Genomic DNA, 20,498 nt, shown 5'->3' on the forward strand with positions numbered 1-20,498 from the left:
CGCGCGGGGGTCGCCGCGGCGCCCGGACGCCTCAGGCCAGCGTCGCTCCCCAGGTCACCTCGTGGGACGCCCCGGGCTCGAGCCGGACGAGGCGCTCGCCCGTGCGGAACGCGTCCGCGACGCAGCTCATCGGCTCGGCGGCGACGCCGGTGCGGCGGAACGCGACGTCGCCGACGTGGTCGCCCGTGCAGACCTGCCACGTGTCCATCGAGCCGTCCATCCACACGGCGGCCGTGCGGCCGTCGGGCGCGGTGAGGCGGATCCAGGACAGCCCGTCCTCGTCGCGCAGCACGTCGACGTACGCGTCGTCGAGGTCGACGCCCGCGAGCAGGCGCGGCTCGCGCAGGTCGAACGTGCCGGTGGCGGGCTCGGTGCCGGTCGGCAGGAGCCGCTCGTCGGTCGTGACACGCGTCGCGGCGTCCAGGCGCAGCGTGCACGCGTCGAGGTCCGCGCCGTCCGCCGAGAGCCACGGGTGGAAGCCGACGCCGTACGGGGCGGTCGCCGTGCCGACGTTCGTCGTGCGGACGTGGACGCGCAGCCCCGCGTCGTCGAGCGAGTACGTCACGCGGGCGACGAGGTCGAACGGGTAGCCCGGCGACGGCGGCAGGTGCAGCTCGAGCGTCGCGCGCGCGGCCTCGTGCTCGACGACCGTCCAGCGCTGCCAGCACGCGAGGCCGTGCAGCGCGGTCCCGCGGTCCGGCTCCGAGATCGGGACCTGGTACGTCGTGCCGTCGACCGTGTACTGCCCGTCGCGCAGCCGGTTGGGCCAGGGGAGCAGGACGGCGCCGTTGAACGCGGGCGACACCTCGTCCTCGCCGAAGGGCGTGAAGACCGGCCGGCCCCCCACCGCGTACTCGCGGACGGCCGCTCCGACCTCGGTGATCGTCGCTGCGTGGTCGCCGTGGGCGATGCGGACCTGGGCTCCTGAGGGGGCATGGGTGTTCACGCTCACATACGGTACTCGGCGTGCGCGGGTGCGCGATGCGCCCACGCCCGTCAGACTCGGTGCCCGGGTGTGTCTTCCGGCGCACCCGACGCAGCACGAGGAGGAACGATGGAACGACAGGTGCTCGGGCGGACGGGACGGCTCGTCTCGGTCGTCGGACTGGGAACCTGGCAGCTCGGCGCCGACTGGGGCGACGTGAGCGAGGACGACGCGCGCGCCGTCCTCGACGCCTCCGCGCAGGCCGGCGTGACGTTCTTCGACACCGCGGACGTCTACGGCGACGGGCGCAGCGAGCAGATCATCGGCTCCTACCTCGCCGACAACCCCGGCCACGGGATCACGGTCGCCACGAAGATGGGCCGCCGGGAGCCGCAGGACGCCGACAACTACACGCTCGCCAAGTTCCGCGAGTGGGTCGACCGCTCGCGCCGCAACCTGCGGACCGACCGGCTGGACCTCGTGCAGCTGCACTGCCCGCCGACCGCCGTCTACTCGCGCGACGAGGTCTACGACGGCCTCGACACGCTCGTCGCCGAGGGTGCGATCGCGAGCTACGGCGTGAGCGTCGAGACCGTGGACGAGGCCCTCACGGCCATCGCGCGCCCCCACGTCGCCACGGTGCAGATCATCCTCAACGCGTTCCGGCTCAAGCCGCTCGACGCGGTGCTGCCCGCGGCGTCCGACGCCGGCGTCGGCGTCATCGCGCGCGTCCCGCTCGCGTCCGGGCTGCTGTCCGGGAAGTACACGAAGGACACGACGTTCGCCGCGGACGACCACCGCACGTACAACCGCGACGGCAGCGCGTTCGACGTCGGCGAGACGTTCTCGGGCGTCGACTTCGAGACCGGCGTCCAGGCGGCGGCCGAGTTCACCACGCTCGTGCACGACGTCGTCGGGCAGGACCTCACCCCGGCCCAGGTGGCCATCGCGTGGGTCTGGCAGCAGCCGGGCGTGTCGACCGTCATCCCCGGCGCGCGCAACGTCGAGCAGGCGCGGTCGAACGCCGCCGCGGGCGACGCGGACGTCCTCGGCCCGCTCTTCACGTCGGGCGTGCGCGAGATCTACGACCGCTACCTGCGCGAGAAGATCCACGACCGCTGGTAGTCCCGCGAGATCGACCCGCGCGTCGCCACGTCGGCCTCCTGAGGGCCGATCTCGGGCGCTCGGGTCGATCTCGCCGCTCCCCGTCGTGGCCCACGCGAGCCGCGCCGGCAGGCGACGGACGCACCGACGACGAAGGCCCCCTCCGTGCGGAGGGGGCCTTCGTCGTGCGCGGGTCGTGCGAGCCGGTCAGCGGGCGAACGCCTGCTCCAGCAGCACGGCCTGCTGCGCCTGGTGCTTCTTCGCCGTGCCGGCGGCCGTGGAGGCCGACGCCGGGCGGGAGACGACGCTCACGCGCGGCAGGTCCTCGGGCAGGTTGATGTGCACGAACGACCAGGCGCCCTGGTTCTCGGGCTCGTCCTGGACCCAGACGACCTCGGCGCCGGGGTACTTCGCGAGCTCGGCCCGGATGCCGTCGACGTCGAGCGGGTACAGCTGCTCGAGGCGGACCAGCGCCACGCCCTCGTCGCCGCGCTTGGTGCGCTCGGCGAGCAGGTCGTAGTAGACGCGGCCCGTGCACAGGAGCACGCGGTCGACCTTCGCCGGGTCGGCCGACGCGTCCGGGATCACCGGGCGGAACGTGCCGGTCGTGAAGTCCTCGACGCTCGACGCGGCGGCCTTGAGGCGCAGCAGCTGCTTCGGCGTGAAGACGATGAGCGGACGGCGCGGGCGCGCGTACGCCTGCCGGCGGAGCAGGTGGAAGTACGACGCCGGCGTGGACGGCTGCGCGACCGTCATGTTGTCCTCGGCAGCGAGCTGGAGGAAGCGCTCGATGCGCGCGGACGAGTGGTCCGGCCCCTGGCCCTCGTAGCCGTGGGGGAGGAGCATGACGACCGACGAGTACTGGCCCCACTTCTGCTCGGCGGACGAGATGAACTCGTCGATCACCGTCTGGGCGCCGTTGACGAAGTCGCCGAACTGCGCCTCCCAGAGCACGAGCGCGTCGGGGCGCTCGACCGAGTAGCCGTACTCGAACCCGAGCGCGGCGTACTCCGAGAGCGAGGAGTCGTAGACCCAGAACTTCGCCTGGTCCGCCGACAGGTAGAGCAGCGGCGTCCACTCGGCGCCCGTCTCGCGGTCGTGCAGGACGGCGTGGCGCTGCACGAACGTGCCGCGGCGCGAGTCCTGGCCGGCGAGGCGCACCGGGGTGCCCTCGACGAGGAGCGAGCCGAACGCGGCGAGCTCGCCGAAGCCCCAGTCGATGTTGCCCTCGACGGACATCTGCCGACGCTTCTCGAGGAGCTGCGCGAGCTTGGGGTGGACGGTGAAGCCCTCCGGCGGCGCGACGTGCACCTGGCCGACGCGCTCGAGGACCGAGCGGTCGATCGCCGTCTTCCAGCCGACCATCGTGCCGGCGTCCTCGAGCTGGGACTCCGGGCGCTCGAGACCGGCGACCGGCTCGCGGTCCGCGGCGGGCGTGAAACCGCCCTCCTTGGTCTCCGTGAAGACGCGCTCGAGCTGGGCCTGGTAGTCCTGGAGGACGTGCTCGGCCTCCTCGAGCGTGATGTCCCCGCGCGCGACGAGGTTCTCGGTGTACAGCTTGCGCACCGAGCGCTTCGCCTCGATGAGGTTGTACATGAGCGGCTGCGTCATCGAGGGGTCGTCGCCCTCGTTGTGACCGCGGCGGCGGTAGCAGATCATGTCGATGATCACGTCGCGGTCGAACTGCTCGCGGAACGCGAAGGCGAGCTCGGCGACGCGCACGCACGCCTCGGGGTCGTCACCGTTCACGTGGAAGATCGGGACCTGGTAGCCCTTGGCGACGTCGGTCGCGTACGTCGTCGAGCGCGACGACGACGGACCCGTGGTGAAGCCGACCTGGTTGTTGATGATGACGTGCACGGTGCCGCCGGTGCGGTACCCGCGCAGCTGCGCGAGGTTGAGCACCTCGGGCACGACGCCCTGGCCCGCGAAGGCCGCGTCGCCGTGGATGAGGATCGGCAGCACGGAGAAGCCGTCGCCGCCCAGGTCGATGCGGTCCTGCTTGGCGCGCACGATGCCCTCGAGCACCGGGTCGACCGCCTCCAGGTGGGAGGGGTTCGCCGCGAGGTAGACCTTCGTCGTCGCGCCGGTCTCGGCCGTGAAGACGCCCTCGGTGCCGAGGTGGTACTTCACGTCGCCCGAGCCCTGGACGCTCTTCGGGTCGAGGTTGCCCTCGAACTCGGCGAAAATCTGCGCGTAGCTCTTGCCCGCGATGTTGGCGAGCACGTTGAGCCGCCCGCGGTGCGCCATGCCGATGCCGACCTCGTCGAGGCCGTTCTCCGCGGCCTTCGACAGGATCGCGTCGAGCAGCGGGATGAGCGCCTCGCCGCCCTCGAGCGAGAAGCGCTTCTGCCCGACGAACTTCGTCTGCAGGAACGTCTCGAACGCCTCGGCGGAGTTGAGGCGGCGCAGGATGCGGAGCTGGTCCTCGCGCGGCGTGCGCGCGTACCCGGACTCGAGGCGCTCCTGGAGCCACTTGCGCTGCGTGCGGTCGGCGAGGTGCATGTACTCCACGCCGACGGTGCGGCAGTAGGAGTCGCGCAGCAGGCCGAGGATGTCGCGCAGCGTCGACTTGGTGCGGCCGCCGAACCCGCCCGTGGGGAACGTGCGGTCGAGGTCCCACAGCGTCATGCCGTGGTTCTGGATGTCGAGGTCGCCGTGCTTGCGCTGGCGGTACGCGAGCGGGTCGGTGTCGGCCATGAGGTGGCCGCGCGAGCGGTAGGAGTGCACCAGCTCGGCGATCTTGGCGGGCTTGGCCGCCTCGATCTCGGCGTCCGTCGTGTTGTCGCGGACCCAGCGCACCGGCTCGTAGGGGATGCGCAGCGCGGCGAACACGCGGTCGTAGAAGCCGTCCTCGCCGAGGAGCTTCTGCGACAGGATGCGCAGGAACTCGCCGGACTGCGCGCCCTGGATGATGCGGTGGTCGTAGGTCGACGTGATCGTCAGGACCTTCGAGATGCCCAGGCGGGCGAGCCGCTCGGTCGAGGCGCCCGCGAACTCCGCGGGGTAGTCCATCGCGCCGACGCCGATGATCGTGCCCTGACCCTGCATGAGGCGCGGCACCGAGTGCACGGTGCCGATGCCGCCCGGGTTGGTGAGCGAGATCGTGGTGCCCGCGAAGTCGTCGACGCCGAGCTTGCCGCCGCGCGCACGGCGCACGAGGTCCTCGTAGGCCGCCCAGAACTGGGCGAAGTCCATCGTCTCGGCCTTCTTGATGCTCGGCACGAGGAGCTGGCGCGAGCCGTCGGGCTTCGCCAGGTCGATCGCGAGCCCGAAGTTCACGTGCGCGGGCTGGTTGATCGCGGGCTTGCCCTCGATCTGCGTGTAGCTCGCGTTCATCACCGGCATGTCGGCCAGCGCCTCGACGAGCGCGAACCCGATGAGGTGCGTGAACGAGATCTTGCCGCCGCGACCGCGCGCGAGGTGGTTGTTGATGACGATGCGGTTGTCGACCATGAGCTTGGCCGGCACCGCGCGCACCGACGTCGCCGTCGGCACCTGGATGCTGGCCTCCATGTTCGTCACGACGCGCGCGGCCGGGCCGCGGAGCTTCTGCACGTCGTCCGTGGCCTGGTCCTCGGGCGCGGGAGCGCCGGCGACCTTGCGCGCGGGCACCTGGGCGTACGGCGCCGTCGCGGGCTGGGCGGTCGCGACGGGGCGCGACGCGTGCACGGCCTCGACCGCGGCGTTGACCGCCGGGTCGGCCGGGAGCTTCGGCGGCTTGACGCGCTGCGCGGCCTCGGCGGCGGCCGAGCCGTCCGTCACGGCGGTCGGCGCTGCGGGTGCCGGCGCTGCGGGCGCCGCCGGAGCGGGCGAGCCGTTCGCCGCGGCCGGGCGGGACCCGTTCGCGGGTGCCGCGGCCGGGACGGACCCGTTCGCGGGCGCCGCCGGGGCGTCGCTCGTGGTGTCGGCGTCCGAGCGCTCCGCAGGGCGGTAGTCCTCGAAGAAGTCCCACCACGCGGGGTCTACCGCGTTCTTGTCCTGGAGGTACTGCTCGTACAGCTCGTCGACGAGCCACTCGTTCGCTCCGAACACGGAGCTTGCGTCGCTGATCGCCTCTGACTCAGCCTTCGGGGACACGCGAGGATCGCCCACTTTCACACACAGGTCGCTGTCGGTCACAGCCCGCGACCGTGGCACGACGGCGCACCGCTGCTGCGGCGCCCCCGACGTCGGCACGGGCTCGTCCGGGTTCCGGACCACTCCAGCCTAGGCCCTCGTCGTCGGCCTCGGGCGTTGGGCCGAGCGTTCCGGCGCGGCCTGTTCGCGGGTTCTTCACGCCGTGTCTGGGCCAGGCAAACGTGACCCCACGCGCACCTCGTCGGAGGGCAAGATCGCGGAATTCCACGCCATCCCGAGGTATCTCCGCGCGGCGGTGTGACGCATCTCACGCACGAGCGCGGGCGGGTGCGCGCGCTGTCAGGACGGAGTCACCGCACGTCGGGGTGCGCCGGGTACGACGCGTCGCCGTCCTCGGGCGGGAACGGCGCGGAGCCCGCGTGCGCGGGCAGCGTGACGCGCATCGTCGCCCCCCGGCGCGAGTCCGCGACCTCGATCCGGCCGCCGTGCAGGTCCACCGCCCAGCGCACGATCGCGAGCCCGATCCCCGTGCCGCCCGTCGAGCCGCCCGTCGTCGTGTGCGCGCCCGTCGCGCTGGCCCGGGCGAACCGCTCGAAGATCCGCTCGCGGTCCTCCTTGGCGATCCCGGGGCCCTCGTCGACGACCTCCAGCACGACGTCGTCGTCCACCGGGTACGCCTCGAGCCGGATCTCCCCGCCCTGCGGCGAGTGCCGGATCGCGTTCTGCAGGAGGTTGGTCACGACCTGGTGCAGCCGCTCGCGGTCCGCCTCGAGCACGAGGTCCGGGGGCGTGACGTCGACGACGTAGCGCAGCTGCTTGCCCGCCTCGACCATCGACACGGCCTCGGCGTTCTCCTCGAGGAAGTCGCCGACGTCGATCTGGGTGATGTTGAGCGCCGCCGCGCCCGCCTCGATGCGCGACAGGTCCAGGAGGTACGCGACGAGCCGCGTGAGGCGCTCGGTCTGCGCGAGCGACATCTCCATCGTCGCGGGCGTCGGGGGCGTCACCCCGTCCACGACGTTCTCGAGCTGGGCCTGGAGCGCCGCGATCGGGGTGCGCAGCTCGTGCGAGACGTTCGCGATGAGCTCGCGGCGCACCTGGTCGCTCGTCGCGAGGTCCTCCGCCATGACGTTGAACGCGACCGCGAGCTGGCCCACCTCGTCGCGGCTCGTGGCGCGCACGCGCCGCGTGTAGTCGCCGTCGGCCATCGCCCGGGCGGCGGCGGTCATCTCCCGCAGGGGGGACGTCATACCGCGCGCGAGGAGCTGCGTGAGCAGCAGCGACAGCACGATCGCGAGCGGGAACGTGCGTGACGGCCCGAGCTGGTTCTGCAGCCCGATCCACGTGATGAGGACGGCGAGCGTCACCGTCGCGGCGACCAGCACGCCGAGCTTGATCTTCAGCGAGCGGAACGAGTCGAGCGGCCGGACGTCGGGGAGGTGCGGGCGGATCGTGTGGGCCCGGTGCGGTCCCGGCCGCGCCGGGCCGGGAGCCTGCGCCTGGCCCGGGTCCGTGCCGCCGGCGGGGTCGGCGGGGGAGGAGGTCATCCGGCGGGCGGCTCGAACGCGTAGCCGACGCCGTGGACCGTGCGGATGAGGTCCGCACCGAGCTTGCGGCGCAGCGCCTTGATGTGGGAGTCGACGGTGCGCGTCCCGCTGGCGTCGGCCCAGTCCCACACCTCGGCGAGCAGGCGCTCGCGCGTGAGGACCGTCTTCGGCGAGCTCGCGAGCATGACGAGCAGCTCGAACTCGGTGGGCGTGAGGTGGACCTCCTCCCCCGCGCGGTAGACGCGGCGCTGGGCCTTGTCGATCGTCACGTCGCCCACCGTCATGGGCGGGTCGCTCGGGGCGGAGCTCGCGGCCTGCGTGGCGCGGTCGACGCGGCGCAGCAGCGCCTTGATGCGCGCGACGAGCTCGCGCATGGAGAACGGCTTCGTCATGTAGTCGTCCGCGCCGACGCCGAGCCCGATGAGCATGTCGGTCTCGTCGTCGCGCGCGGTGAGCATGAGGATCGGGACGGGCTGCTCCGCCTGGATGCGGCGCGTGACCTCGAGGCCGTCGATGCCGGGGAGCATGACGTCGAGGACGATCGCGTCCGGGCGCAGGCGCGCCGCGGCGTCGACGGCGGACAGGCCGTCGCGCGCGACCTCGACGCGCCAGCCCTCCGCGCTCAGCCGCTGCGCGATGGCGGTCGCGATCGCGGGCTCGTCCTCGACGACGAGGACCGTGGCCGCCTGCTGCGGGGTGCCGCCGCCGGCCACCGGGGCGGTCGTGGGCACGGGCCCGCGGCCGGGGACGGGACCGGCCCCCGCGCCGGTCGGTGCTGCGCTCGCTGCCCTCGGATCTGCCATGGGATACAGCGTGGCACACGTCGGCCCAGGTCGGCCGGATTTCGTCGTCGTCGGGGGACCAGGTCGCGCGCTCGTGCGGTGCCGCCCGGGGGCCGCCGGGCCGTCCCTCCCGGGCGCCGCGCGACGGGCGAGCGCTAACATCGTCGGCACGATGAAGAGCACCTCCCGATATCGGTGGAGCACCTCGTGGTAGGCGACTGGGTCATGGTCGCGCTCGGGGTGCTCCTCACCGCAGGTACCGCCGTCTTCGTGGCCAGCGAGTTCTCCCTGGTCACCCTCGACCCCGCCGTCCTCCCCGCCGGGGACGACGCCGACCAGGAGGGCGACAGACGCGGCTCCCCGCCGTCGGGCGGGCCGGGCGGCCCCGACCGCCGCGACCGCAGCGTCCGGGCCGGGCTCAAGCACCTGTCGACCGAGCTCTCCTCGGCGCAGGTCGGCATCACCCTCACCACGATCCTCCTCGGGTACACCGCGCAGCCCGCGCTCCTCGCGCTCTTCGGGGACGCCCTGAGCTCGACGCCGCTCGGCCACGCGGCCTCCGCGGTCCTCGCGGGCGTGCTCGCGCTGCTCGTCGTGAACTTCGTCTCGATGCTCTTCGGCGAGCTCATCCCCAAGAACTTCGCGCTCAGCGCGCCCTACGCCACCGCGCGGCAGGTCGTGCCCGTGCAGCGGCAGTTCACCAAGCTGTTCCGGCCGGTCATCGCCGTGCTCAACGGCTCGGCGAACGCGATCCTGCGCCGCGTCGGCGTCGAGCCGCGCGAGGAGCTGTCGGGCGCCCGCTCGGCGTCCGAGCTCGCCGCCCTCGTGCGCCGCTCCGCCCAGGAGGGCACGCTCGACGTCTCCGTCGCGACCCTCCTCACCAACTCGATCGAGCTCGACGAGCTGAGCGCCGTCGACGTCATGACCGACCGCATGCGCATGGTCGTCGTGGACCGGGACGCGACCGCCGCGGACGTCGTCGACGCCGCCCGGCGCACCGGGCACTCGCGGTTCCCCGTCATCGGCGAGGACCGCGACGACGTCGTCGGCCTCGTCCACCTGCGCCGCGCCGTCGCCGTCCCCTACGAGCGGCGCCACGAGGTCCCCGCGGCGGCCCTCATGGCCGACGCCCCGCGGGTGCCCGAGACGGTGCGGCTCGGCCCGCTCCTCGTCGAGCTCCGCGGCTTCGGCCTCCAGATGGCGGTCGTGGTCGACGAGTACGGCGGCACCTCGGGCGTCGTCACGCTCGAGGACGTCGTCGAGGAGCTCGTGGGCGACGTCGCGGACGAGCACGACCCCCGGCGCTCCGGCGCGGCCCGCCGCGCGGACGGCTCGTGGCTCGTGCCCGGCGTCATGCGGCCCGACGAACTCACCGAGGTCACCGGGCTGCGCGTCCCCGAGGACGGCGCCTACGAGACGCTCGGCGGCCTCGTCATGGCCCGCCTCGGCCGCGTCCCCGAGCCCGGCGACGAGATCGCCGCGGGCGAGGGCCGGCACCGCGTGGTGCTGCGCGTGGAGGCGATGGAGGGGCGGCGCGTCGAGCGGCTCTCGGTCCGCGCGACACCGACGGAGGGGGACGCATGAGCTCGACCACCGCGCTCCTCGTCGCGCTCCTCCTGCTCGCCGGCAACGCGTTCTTCGTCGGCGCCGAGTTCGCGGTGATCTCCGCGCGCCGCTCGGCGATCGAGCCGCTCGCCGCGCAGGGCAACCGCCGCGCCCAGACGGTCCTGTGGGCGATGGAGCACGTGTCGCTCATGCTCGCGTGCGCCCAGCTCGGCGTGACCGTCTGCTCCACGGGACTGGGCGTCGTCGCGGAGCCGGCCATCGCGCACCTCATCGAGGACCCGCTGCACGCGCTCGGCGTGAGCACCGCGCTCGCGCACCCGATCGCGTTCGTCGTGGCGCTCGCGATCGTCGTCTACCTGCACGTGGTGCTCGGCGAGATGGTCCCGAAGAACCTCGCGGTCTCCGGGCCGGAGACGGCCGTGATGTGGTTCGGCCCGCCGCTCGTGTGGATCGGGCGCGTGCTGCGCCCCGTCATCGTCGCGCTCAACTGGCTCGCGAACCACGCGGTGCGCGCCACGGGCGTCGAGCCGAAGGACGAGGTGGCGTCGGCGTTCACCGCCGAGGAGGTGCAGTCCATCGTCGAGCACTCCCAGGCCGAGGGCGTGCTGCGCGACGAGCAGGGGCTGCTGTCCGGGGCCATCGAGTTCTCCGAGCGCACCGCGCAGGACGTCATGGTCCCCGTCGCGGACCTCGTCACCGTCACCGAGGGGTGCACGCCCGATGAGGTCGAACGCCTGGTCGCCAAGACCGGCTTCTCCCGGTTCGCCGTCGCGGACGTCACGGGCGACCTCGTGGGCTACCTGCACGTCAAGGACGTGCTCTACGCGGACGAGACGACGCGCGAGGCCCCGGTCCCGTCGTGGCGCGTGCGGGCGCTCGCGGCCGCCGCGCCCGACGACGAGGTGGAGGACGCGCTGCGCGCCATGCAGCGCTCGGGGGCGCACCTGGCGCGCGTCGACGGTCCCGAGGGCGGGGGCGCGCTCGGGGTGGTCTTCCTCGAGGACATCCTCGAGGAGCTCGTCGGCGAGGTGCGCGACGCGATGCAGCGCCGGCACTAGGCCGGCGTCCCGGCCGGCGCGAGGGTGCCCGAGGGCGCTCCGCCGAGGCTCTGAGCAGGGGACTTGGCATCGCCGGAGCCCTTCGTTACTGTTCCGTGATTGATCGGTCATCGGTGGCTCGGAGCCACCCCGACGACGTGAGAGGCAGGTGGCGGGTGGAGTCGCAGCACGGCGCACCCGCCCTCGACTCACGACGGGCCCGGCGCGAGGCGGAGCAGGGCTCCCGGCGTCGCCGCCCCCAGGCACAGGTCTCCAGCCAGCACCGCTGGGTGCCGCGCGTCGCCGTCCTCGGGACGCTCGCCGCCGCGACCATCGCGATGCCGCTCTCCGCGGGCGCCGACGACGCGCTCGGCAGCGGGTCGCCCTTCGAGCCGGAGACCCGCCCCGTCGGCCCGAGCGCGCTCGACCTCGCGACCGCCGCCGCGACCGCACCCGCCGTCTCCCCGAGCGTCGCCGCCGCGCCCCGCGTCGAGGTGCGCCGCGAGGCGGCCTCCCGCTCCGCCGCGCGCGACCCGCTGCCGGGCTGCGACCCGACCGTCCGGCCCGAGGGCACGAACGGCAAGCTCGACGAGCACGCCCTGTGCGAGCTGTGGCAGGCGGACGAGCACCTGCGACCCGACGCGGCCGTCGCGCTCTCCGCGATGAACGAGGCGTTCCGGGCCACCTTCGGCCGGGACCTCTGCCTCGTGTCGTCGTACCGCACGCTCTCGACGCAGGTCTCGCTCAAGTCCTCCCGCGGCGCCTTCGCGGCGCCCCCCGGCTGGTCCATGCACGGGTGGGGGCTCGCGATCGACCTCTGCTCCGTGGAGACCGGCTCGCGCGAGGTCTACGCGTGGATCAACCAGAACGGCGCCACGTACGGCTGGGCCAACCCGGCGTGGGCCAAGCGCGGCGGCAGCGGCGCCTACGAGCCCTGGCACTTCGAGTTCGTCCAGGGCGTCGAGGAGATCCAGAACTCCTGACGCGCCCCCGGCCGGCCGCCCCGCGCCCGGCCGCCCCGCGCCGTATCGTCGGACCGTGGCCGACCTGCTCCTCGCCGCGGTCGTCCTGCGCCGTCCCGAGCACGCGCTCGCCGCGCAGGTGCTGAGCCTCGCCGTGGGCGGCCTCGTCCGCGTGGAGCCGACGGCGCCCGGCGAGCCTCCGGTCCTCGTCCTCCTCGACGCGTCGCGTGCCTCCGAGCGCGAGCACCTCGCGCTGTCGACCCTCTTCGGCGGGACGGCGGGCGAGGGCGCGCGCGTCGCGCTCGACCCCTCCGACGACGCCCTGCGCCTCCGCGTGCACGACGCCGCCCGCCGGGTCGTGCGCAGCGCCCGCCACGACGGCTACCTGGAGTCGGGACGGTCACGCCGGCTCACGGAGAAGGGCGACGCGGTGCGGGCCGACCTCGTCGCGCTGGAGGACGCCGTCGAGCGCGAGGTCGCGGAGGCGCGCGCGCACGACCGGGCGCGCGAGCACGTGTCGCCCGGCGCGCTGCCGTGGGCGGTCCTGTTCGGGCACGAGCCCGGGTGGGTGCCGGTCGACGGGCGCACGGTCCGGTTCGACGTCGCCGCGGTGTGCGCGGCTGCGGACGCGCTGCGCTGACCCGAGGACCGGGCGTCCGGGCGCGTGCCCGCGCGGTGCCTACGGGCCGGAGAGCCGCTCGTTGCGGCCGAAGTCCTGGAGGAACCGCGGGCCGGACGCGGCGAGCTCGGCCTCGAACTCCTCGCGCCACGCGCCGTAGGGGCGGCCCGCGAGCGCGTCGTTGGAGAACCGGGGATCGTCCGTGAGCTCGGTGACGCAGAAGGCGGGGATCTGCAGGTCCGTGACGGGACCGGTGCGCTCGCACTCCGCGACGACGAGCGGGTGGTTCGCCCCGCCGAACACGTCGACGACCCAGCCGTCGGCCCCGACCCACACGGAGTAGCGGGTCTTGACGACGCGCGCACCGCCGCGGCGGATCATCTGGACGCCCACCGCCACGTCGACCTCGCGCTCCGCCTCGTAGCGCGTGCCGCCGGCCATCGGGCCCTTGACGGTGAGCGTGCACAGGTCGACGGCGGGGGCGTAGCGGTCGAGGAGCCGGACCGGGTCGGTCGTCGCGTCCATCGTCGCGTCGACCGTGGGCACCTTCGCGCGCAGCCGCAGCGCGTACCCCTCGTCGGCCAGGTAGTAGCTCTGCACGATGAGCGCGGGCGCGTCGCGCAGGTCCTCGGGCAGCTCGCGCACGAGGAACCGGCGCTCGAACTCGAAGTCCCCGTAGCCGCCGTCGGTCATGGGCCCACCGTAGCGGGAGCGCGCGGGTCGTGGCGGGACCTCGCGCAGCGGGCCCGGAGACGGCGCGAGCCCGGCCGCGCGAGGCGGGCCGGGCTCGTGGGAGCGGTGCGGGTGCCCTCGATAGGATTCGAACCTACGACCTTCTGCTCCGGAGGCAGACGCTCTATCCACTGAGCTACGAGGGCGAGCGCCGACGGTGACCGCCGACGCGATGCACGAGACTACCAGCCCGCAGGGGGTGCGCGGACCCGGCCGCGGTCGGCTGCCGACCGGGGCGCGCCGACCGGGTGCGCCACCCTGGTGCTCCGGCCCGGCGCGGAGACGCGGGGGAGCGGGCCCGGCCGTCGGCGCGGTGGACGGGCGGCGGTGAAATGGCGCGACGGACGGCCCCCGTGCCTCGGTAGAATCGCCCGGTGACCCCCGACGAGCTCTCCGAAGCGCTGAGCGCTGCCCTGGCCGCCGCCGTCGCCGACGGCACCCTCGCCCTGGACCCGACCGCGGTCCCCGAGCGCGTCCACGTGGAGCGACCCCGCCAGCGCGAGCACGGCGACTGGGCCACGAACGTCGCGCTGCAGCTCGCGAAGAAGGCGGGCACGACGCCGCGGGCGCTCGCCGAGGACCTCGCGCGCCGCCTCGCCGCGCACCCGGGCATCCGGGCCGTGGACGTCGCCGGTCCCGGCTTCCTCAACATCTCGCTCGACGCGGCCGCCGCGGGCGAGCTCGCGCGCACGATCGTCGAGGCCGGCCCGGCGTACGGGCGCGGCGACTCCGAGTCGGGCAAGAAGGTCAACCTCGAGTTCGTCTCCGCGAACCCGACCGGGCCCATCCACATCGGTGGCGTCCGCTGGGCCGCCGTCGGCGACTCGCTCGCGCGCGTGCTCGAGGCGAGCGGCGCGGACGTGACGCGGGAGTACTACTTCAACGACCACGGCGCCCAGATCGACCGCTTCGCGCGCTCGCTCCTCGCGCGCTCGCGCGGCCAGGAGGCACCGGAGGACGGGTACGGCGGCGAGTACATCACCGAGATCGCGGACGCGGTCGTCGCCGACGCCGTCGCCGCGGGCGACCCCGACCCGCGCACGCTCCCGGACGCCGAGGCGCAGGAGGTCTTCCGCGCGCGCGGCGTCGAGCGCATGTTCGGCGAGATCAAGTCGTCGCTCCACGACTTCGGCGTCGACTTCGACGTCTACTTCCACGAGGACTCGCTGCACGAGTCGGGCGCCGTCGAGCGCGCCGTCGAGCGCCTGCGCGCGTCCGGTCACATGTTCGAGAAGGACGGCGCGACCTGGCTGCGCACGACCGACTTCGGTGACGACAAGGACCGCGTCGTCATCAAGTCCGACGGCGAGGCGGCCTACATCGCGGGCGACATCGCCTACTACCTCGACAAGCGCGAGCGCGGCTTCGACGAGGTCATCATCATGCTCGGCGCCGACCACCACGGGTACGTGGGCCGCATGATGGCCGTGTGCGCCGCGTTCGGCGACACTCCGGGGAAGAACCTCCAGCTCCTCATCGGGCAGATGGTCAACCTCGTCAAGGACGGCAAGCCGGTGCGCATGGCCAAGCGCGCCGGGAACGTGGTGACCCTCGAGGACCTCGTGGACGCCGTCGGCGTCGACGCCGCGCGCTACTCCCTCGCGCGCTCGTCCGCGGACCAGAACATCGACCTCGACCTCGACCTGCTCGCGCGGGCGACGAACGAGAACCCGGTCTACTACGTGCAGTACGCGCACTCGCGCACCGCGGCGGTGGACCGCAACGCGGCCGACCGCGGCGTCGCGCGCGCCGACGGGTTCGAGCCCGCGCTGCTCGACCACCCGAGCGAGGCGGCGCTCGTCGGCCGCCTCACCGAGTTCCCGCGCATCGTCGCCCAGGCGGCCGAGCTGCGCGAGCCGCACCGCGTCGCGCGCTACCTCGAGGCCCTGGCCGGCGACTACCACACGTGGTACCAGCAGAAGTCGCAGCGCGTCCTGCCCTACCCGGACGAGGAGGTCACGGACACGCACCGCACGCGCCTGTGGCTCAACGACGCGGTGCGCCAGGTCCTCGCCAACGGCCTGGGGCTGCTCGGCGTGACCGCGCCGGAGCGCATGTGAGCACGAGCCTGCCGGGTCACCCCGGCGAGCCGTGGTCGCGCGGCGTGCGGCGCCGGGACGACGGCGTCGTCGAGGTCGCGGGCGTCGACGTCCGCACGCTCGCGGCCGAGCACGGGACGCCCGCGTACGTGCTCGACGAGGCGGACTTCCGCGCCCGGGCGCGCGCGTACCGCACGGCGTTCGAGACGGCGTTCCGCGCCGTCGGGTCGGACGTCGACGTGTACTACGCGGGCAAGGCGCTGCTCACGGTCGCCGTCGCGCGCTGGGCGCGCGAGGAGGGCCTGCGCGTCGACACCGCGAGCGGGGGAGAGCTCGCCGTCGCGCTGCGCGCCGGCGTCCCCGGTCCCGAGATCGGCCTGCACGGCAACAACAAGTCCGACGCCGAGATCGGGCGCGCGCTCGACGAGGGCGTGGGTCGGATCATCGTCGACTCGCTCGTCGAGGTCGAGAGGGTCGCACGCCTCGCGGGGGAGCGCGGCGTCGTCGCGCCCGTCATGGTCCGCGTGACGACGGGCGTCCACGCGGGCGGGCACGAGTACATCTCGACCGCGCACGAGGACCAGAAGTTCGGGCTGTCGGTCGCGTCGTCGCGCCCCGCGGACGGCAGACCGGCCGGCGACTCCCCGGCGATGACCGCGCTGCTCGACGTCGTCGCGCGCCCCGAGCTGCACCTGCTCGGGATCCACTCGCACATCGGCTCCCAGATCCTCGACCCCTCGGGCTTCGAGGTCGCGGCGCGCGCCGTGCTGGAGCTGCGGGCGCGGCTCGCGGACCGCTCGGGCGTGCTCGTCGACGAGGTCGACATCGGCGGCGGCTACGGCATCGCGTACCTCCCGGGCGACGTCGCGCTCGACCCGGAGCGCGTCGCGAAGGACGTCGCGCGCGCGGTCGAGGCGGTGGCCGCGGAGCTCGGCACTCCGCTGCCGCGGTTCTCGATCGAGCCGGGGCGCGCGATCGTCGGGCCGGCCGGTCTCACGCTCTACACGGTCGGCACCGTGAAGCCCGTGACCCTCGACGACGGGCGCGTGCGCACGTACGTGTCGGTGGACGGCGGCATGAGCGACAACATCCGCCCCGCGCTCTACGCGGCGCAGTACCACGCGGAGGTCGTCGGGCGGGCGTCCGAGGCCGGGCCCGTGCTCGCGCGCGTCGTGGGCAAGCACTGCGAGAGCGGCGACATCGTCGTGCACGAGGTGCTGCTCCCCGGCGACGTGCGGGCGGGCGACCTGCTCGCGGTGCCCGCCACGGGGGCGTACGGCCGCTCGATGGCGTCGAACTACAACCTGCTGACGCGTCCGCCCGTGGTCGCCGTGCACGACGGCGCGAGCCGCGTGCTCGTGCGGCGCGAGACCGTCGAGGACCTGCTCGCGCTCGACGAGGGCTGACCTCACCGGGTCGTGCCCGCCGGTCGGCATCCGACCTGTGGGCACGCCCCGGGCGGGCGGACCCGTCGCCGTATCCTGTGCCTGCGGCTCCCGCGCCACCCGGGCACGACCCGGACCGTGCGCGGTGCCGCACCCGTCCTGACCACCCGAGGAAGGTCCGTCGTGCCGTCTGCCGCCGAGTCCCACCCGCCCCTGCGCGTCGCCCTGCTGGGGTGCGGCGTCGTCGGCACCCAGGTCGCGCGGCTGCTCACGGAGCAGGCCGACGACCTCGCGTCCCGGGTCGGGGCACCCCTGGAGCTCGTCGGGATCGCGGTCCGGGACGCGTCCGCGCCGCGCGACGCCGCGGTGGACCGGTCGCTGCTCACGGAGGACGCGGCGGGCCTCGTCGAGCGTGCCGACATCGTCGTCGAGGTGATGGGCGGCACCGAGCCCGCGCGGTCGCTGCTGCTGCGCGCGATCGAGGCCGGCGCCGCCGTCGTGACGGCGAACAAGGCGCTGCTCGCCGAGGACGGCCCCACGCTCTACAAGGCGGCCGACGCCGCCGGGGTGGACATCTACTTCGAGGCCGCCGTCGCGGGCGCGATCCCCATCGTCCGCCCGGTGCGCGAGTCGCTCGCGGGCGACCGCGTGCGGCGCGTGCTCGGCATCGTCAACGGGACGACCAACTACGTGCTCGACCAGATGGCCTCGACGGGCAGGGGCCTCGACGAGGCCGTCCGCGAGGCGCAGGACCTCGGCTACGCGGAGGCGGACCCGACGGCGGACGTCGAGGGGTACGACGCCGCGGCCAAGGCGGCGATCCTCGCGAGCCTCGCGTTCCACACGCGCGTGTCCCTCGACGACGTCGCGCGCGAGGGCATCCTGGCCGTCACGGCCGACGACGTCGCGTGGGCCGCGCAGACGGGCCACGTCATCAAGCTCCTCGCCATCGCCGAGCGGCGCGACGGCGACGCCACCGGCGCGGAGGCGGGCGTGTCCGTGCGCGTGCACCCCGCGCTCGTGCCGACCTCGCACCCGCTCGCGAACGTGCGCGGCTCGTTCAACGCGGTGTTCGTCGAGGCGGAGTCCGCGGGCGAGCTCATGTTCTACGGGCGCGGCGCGGGCGGCGCCCCGACGGCGTCCGCCGTCCTGGGCGACGTCGTCTCCGCCGCCCGCCACCGCGTGCTCGGGGGCAAGGGGCCGCAGGAGTCCACGTACGCCGAGCTCCCGATCCTCCCGGCGAGCGCCGCGGTCACGCGCTACCAGGTGCGCCTCGACGTCGAGGACCGCCCGGGCGTGCTCGCGCAGGTCGCGCACGCGCTCGCCGAGCACGGCGTGTCCATCGAGGCGGTCCGCCAGCCGACGGCGCGCGGCGGGGCCGACGTCGCCGAGCCGGGCGTCGCGGAGCTCCTCATCACCACGCACGCGGCGCCGGAGTCGGCGCTGTCGGCCACCGTCGCGGCGGTCGCCGAGCTCGAGCCCGTCCGCACGATCACGTCCGTCCTGAGAGTCGAGGGAGCCTGATGGCCCACGAGATGGCCCACCAGTGGCAAGGCATCATCGCCGAGTACCGTGACCGGCTGCCCGCGCACGTGTCCGAGCGCATCGTCACGCTCGGTGAGGGAGGCACGCCGCTCGTCGAGGCGCCGGCCCTGTCGGCGCGCACGGGTGCCCAGGTCTTCGTCAAGGTCGAGGGCATGAACCCGACGGGGTCGTTCAAGGACCGCGGCATGACGACGGCGATCTCCGCGGCCGCCGGGCGCGGCGCGCAGGCGGTCGTGTGCGCGTCCACGGGCAACACGTCGGCGTCGGCGGCCGCCTACGCCGTGCGCGCGGGCATGACGTGCGCGGTGCTCGTCCCGGACGGCAAGATCGCGATGGGCAAGCTGAGCCAGGCGATCGCCCACGGCGCGCGCCTGCTCCAGGTCGACGGCAACTTCGACGACTGCCTCGTCGCGGCGCGCAAGCTCGCCGAGGCGTACCCGGTCGAGCTCGTGAACTCGGTCAACCCCGACCGCATCGAGGGCCAGAAGACGGGCGCCTTCGAGATCGTCGACGCGCTCGGAGACGCCCCGGACATCCACGCGCTGCCCGTCGGCAACGCGGGGAACATCACCGCGTACTGGAAGGGCTTCCGCGAGTACGCCGGCCAGGGCGTCGCGGGGCACGCGGGGGAGGGCCTGCCGGCCGTCGCGACGCGCACGCCGCAGATGTGGGGCTTCCAGGCGGCGGGCGCCGCGCCGATCGTCGCGGGCCACCCGATCACGGAGCCCGAGACCGTCGCGACCGCCATCCGCATCGGCAACCCCGCGTCGTGGGAGCTCGCCGAGGCAGCGCGCGACGAGTCGGGCGGCGTCATCGAGGCCGTGTCCGACGAGCAGATCCTCGCGGCGCACCGCGTGCTGTCGAGCGAGGTCGGCGTTTTCGTCGAGCCCGCGTCGGCCGCCGGCGTCGCCGGGATCCTCGCGCGCGCCGAGCGCGGGCTCGTGCCCGCGGGCGCGCGCATCGTCGTCACGGTCACCGGTCACGGGCTCAAGGACCCGCAGTGGGCGCTGCGCACGCTCGACGGCACCGAGGTCGAGCCGACGCGCGTGACCGCCGACGTGGTGTCCATCGCCGACGCCCTCGGGCTCGACTGATGCAGCTCGGCGCGGACCACGTGCGGGTGCGCGTCCCCGCGACGAGCGCGAACCTCGGCCCCGGCTTCGACGCGCTGGGCCTCGCGCTCGCGCTCCACGACGTGCTCGACGTGCGCGCGCTCGCGAGCGACGACGTCGTGGTCGACGTCGAGGGCGAGGGCGCCGGAGAGGTGCCCGGCGACGAGTCCCACCTCGTGGTGCGGGCCCTGCGGGCCGCGCTCGACGTGGCGGGTGCGCCGCAGACGGGCCTGCACCTGACGTGCGTCAACCGCGTCCCCCACGGGCGGGGCCTCGGCTCGTCTGCCGCGGCCGTCGTCGCGGGCATCGTGGCGGCGCGCGCGCTCGTCGCCGACCCGTCGGTCCTCGACGACGACGTCGCGCTCGGCCTCGCGACCGCGATCGAGGGCCACCCGGACAACGCGGCGCCCGCGCTGCTCGGCGGCGCGACCGTCGCGTGGGAGAGCGGTACGCCCGGGGCCGGGGCGCGTGCCGTCCGGCTCGACGTGCACCCCGACCTGCGGGCGACGGTGCTGGTCCCCTCGGCCCGGCTCGCGACGAGCCGCGCGCGCGGGGTGCTCCCGGCGCAGGTGCCGCACGCCGACGCGGCGTTCAACGCGGGGCGGTCGGCGCTGCTCGTCGAGGCGCTCACGCGGCGTCCCGACCTGCTCCTCGACGCGACCGACGACCGGCTCCACCAGGGGTACCGCGCCGGCGTCATGCCGACCACGTCCGAGCTCGTCCGCGCGCTGCGTGCGCGGGGGCTCGCGGCGACGGTGTCGGGTGCCGGCCCCACGGTCCTCGTCCTGTCCGCCGCGGAGCGCCTCGACGAGGTCGCGGGCGTCGCGGACGAGCTCGTCGGGGGGAGCGCGGACTGGTCGGTCCGCCGCCTCGACGTCGACACGCGCGGGGTCGTCGCCGAACGGCTCTGACCGCTGTCCTGCCGGTGCTAGGATGGTCCCAGCCTTCGGTCACGCTCTCGCATCAGCAGTCGAGCGTTCTCCAGCGCGGAAGTGCCGCGACAGAGCCCGTCCGAGAGAAGGCAATCCAGCCCGCGTCAGATGACGTCGTCGTACCACTGACG

15 protein-coding genes and 1 tRNA gene are annotated in these 20,498 nt (G+C 74.3%); 10 read left to right on the forward strand and 6 right to left on the reverse strand.

The features are described 5' to 3' along the window. Positions 1 to 31: 31 nt before the first annotated feature. On the reverse strand, positions 32 to 946 hold the full coding sequence (locus tag B8281_RS09130; RefSeq protein ID WP_082774797.1) for an aldose 1-epimerase family protein: 915 nt from the start codon (positions 944 to 946) through the stop codon (positions 32 to 34). A gap of 108 nt (positions 947 to 1,054) precedes the next feature. Between B8281_RS09130 and B8281_RS09135 the strand changes: the two genes are divergently transcribed. Beyond that, on the forward strand, positions 1,055 to 2,050 hold the full coding sequence (locus B8281_RS09135) for an aldo/keto reductase (RefSeq protein WP_043655897.1): 996 nt from the start codon (positions 1,055 to 1,057) through the stop codon (positions 2,048 to 2,050). Positions 2,051 to 2,236: 186 nt separating this feature from the next. Here the strand turns inward: B8281_RS09135 and B8281_RS09140 are convergent, their stop codons facing one another. The 3 genes from B8281_RS09140 to B8281_RS09150 all read right to left on the reverse strand — a co-directional run bounded on the left by B8281_RS09140 (position 2,237) and on the right by B8281_RS09150 (position 8,459). Continuing rightward, the gene (locus B8281_RS09140; RefSeq protein ID WP_232322744.1) at positions 2,237 to 6,064 is read right to left on the reverse strand and encodes a multifunctional oxoglutarate decarboxylase/oxoglutarate dehydrogenase thiamine pyrophosphate-binding subunit/dihydrolipoyllysine-residue succinyltransferase subunit; all 3,828 of its coding nucleotides are present in this window, start codon (positions 6,062 to 6,064) and stop codon (positions 2,237 to 2,239) included. A gap of 395 nt (positions 6,065 to 6,459) precedes the next feature. Then, entirely contained in the window at positions 6,460 to 7,656 is a 1,197-nt protein-coding gene (locus B8281_RS09145; RefSeq protein WP_081600254.1) for a cell wall metabolism sensor histidine kinase WalK, read from the reverse strand. Next, positions 7,653 to 8,459 (reverse strand): response regulator transcription factor, encoded by an 807-nt coding sequence (locus B8281_RS09150; RefSeq protein WP_228075110.1) that lies wholly within the window; start codon positions 8,457 to 8,459, stop codon positions 7,653 to 7,655. Before B8281_RS09150 ends, B8281_RS09145 begins: the two co-directional genes overlap by 4 nt. A 186-nt stretch (positions 8,460 to 8,645) precedes the next feature. Between B8281_RS09150 and B8281_RS09155 the strand changes: the two genes are divergently transcribed. The 4 genes from B8281_RS09155 to B8281_RS09170 all read left to right on the forward strand — a co-directional run bounded on the left by B8281_RS09155 (position 8,646) and on the right by B8281_RS09170 (position 12,643). Further along, positions 8,646 to 10,022, forward strand: coding sequence for a hemolysin family protein (locus tag B8281_RS09155; protein WP_085388699.1), 1,377 nt, complete (start codon positions 8,646 to 8,648; stop codon positions 10,020 to 10,022). Next, positions 10,019 to 11,062, forward strand: a complete 1,044-nt coding sequence (locus B8281_RS09160; RefSeq protein WP_085387547.1) for a hemolysin family protein — start codon at positions 10,019 to 10,021, stop codon at positions 11,060 to 11,062. The genes B8281_RS09155 and B8281_RS09160 overlap by 4 nt, the downstream gene beginning before the upstream one ends. Before the next feature lie 155 nt (positions 11,063 to 11,217). Beyond that, positions 11,218 to 12,024 (forward strand): D-alanyl-D-alanine carboxypeptidase family protein, encoded by an 807-nt coding sequence (locus B8281_RS09165; protein WP_085387548.1) that lies wholly within the window; start codon positions 11,218 to 11,220, stop codon positions 12,022 to 12,024. A 55-nt stretch (positions 12,025 to 12,079) separates the two neighbouring features. Further along, positions 12,080 to 12,643, forward strand: coding sequence for a hypothetical protein (locus tag B8281_RS09170; protein WP_085387549.1), 564 nt, complete (start codon positions 12,080 to 12,082; stop codon positions 12,641 to 12,643). A gap of 39 nt (positions 12,644 to 12,682) precedes the next feature. Here B8281_RS09170 and B8281_RS09175 read toward each other — a convergent pair whose 3' ends face one another. Together B8281_RS09175 and B8281_RS09180 are read right to left on the reverse strand one after the other, a co-directional pair. Next, on the reverse strand, positions 12,683 to 13,315 hold the full coding sequence (locus B8281_RS09175) for a CYTH domain-containing protein (RefSeq protein ID WP_034655122.1): 633 nt from the start codon (positions 13,313 to 13,315) through the stop codon (positions 12,683 to 12,685). A 112-nt stretch (positions 13,316 to 13,427) separates the two neighbouring features. After that, positions 13,428 to 13,500, reverse strand: a tRNA-Arg gene (locus B8281_RS09180). A gap of 228 nt (positions 13,501 to 13,728) precedes the next feature. Here B8281_RS09180 and argS point away from each other — a divergent pair. The 5 genes from argS (at position 13,729) to thrB (ending at position 20,346) form a co-directional block, all read left to right on the forward strand. Next, positions 13,729 to 15,414, forward strand: coding sequence for an arginine--tRNA ligase (gene argS, locus B8281_RS09185; protein WP_085387550.1), 1,686 nt, complete (start codon positions 13,729 to 13,731; stop codon positions 15,412 to 15,414). Further along, positions 15,411 to 16,799: a diaminopimelate decarboxylase gene (gene lysA, locus B8281_RS09190; protein WP_085387551.1), complete on the forward strand. Its 1,389-nt coding sequence runs from the start codon at positions 15,411 to 15,413 to the stop codon at positions 16,797 to 16,799. Before argS ends, lysA begins: the two co-directional genes overlap by 4 nt. A 162-nt stretch (positions 16,800 to 16,961) precedes the next feature. Then, the gene (locus B8281_RS09195; protein WP_157446609.1) at positions 16,962 to 18,302 is read left to right on the forward strand and encodes a homoserine dehydrogenase; all 1,341 of its coding nucleotides are present in this window, start codon (positions 16,962 to 16,964) and stop codon (positions 18,300 to 18,302) included. Positions 18,303 to 18,313: 11 nt separating this feature from the next. Next, on the forward strand, positions 18,314 to 19,417 hold the full coding sequence (thrC, locus tag B8281_RS09200) for a threonine synthase (protein ID WP_085388701.1): 1,104 nt from the start codon (positions 18,314 to 18,316) through the stop codon (positions 19,415 to 19,417). Then, positions 19,417 to 20,346 (forward strand): homoserine kinase, encoded by a 930-nt coding sequence (thrB, locus tag B8281_RS09205; protein ID WP_043658744.1) that lies wholly within the window; start codon positions 19,417 to 19,419, stop codon positions 20,344 to 20,346. Before thrC ends, thrB begins: the two co-directional genes overlap by 1 nt. Positions 20,347 to 20,498 lie beyond the last annotated feature (152 nt).

Origin of the sequence: Cellulosimicrobium sp. TH-20 (genome assembly GCF_002105775.1) — a bacterium.
Lineage (GTDB): Bacteria > Actinomycetota > Actinomycetes > Actinomycetales > Cellulomonadaceae > Cellulosimicrobium > Cellulosimicrobium funkei.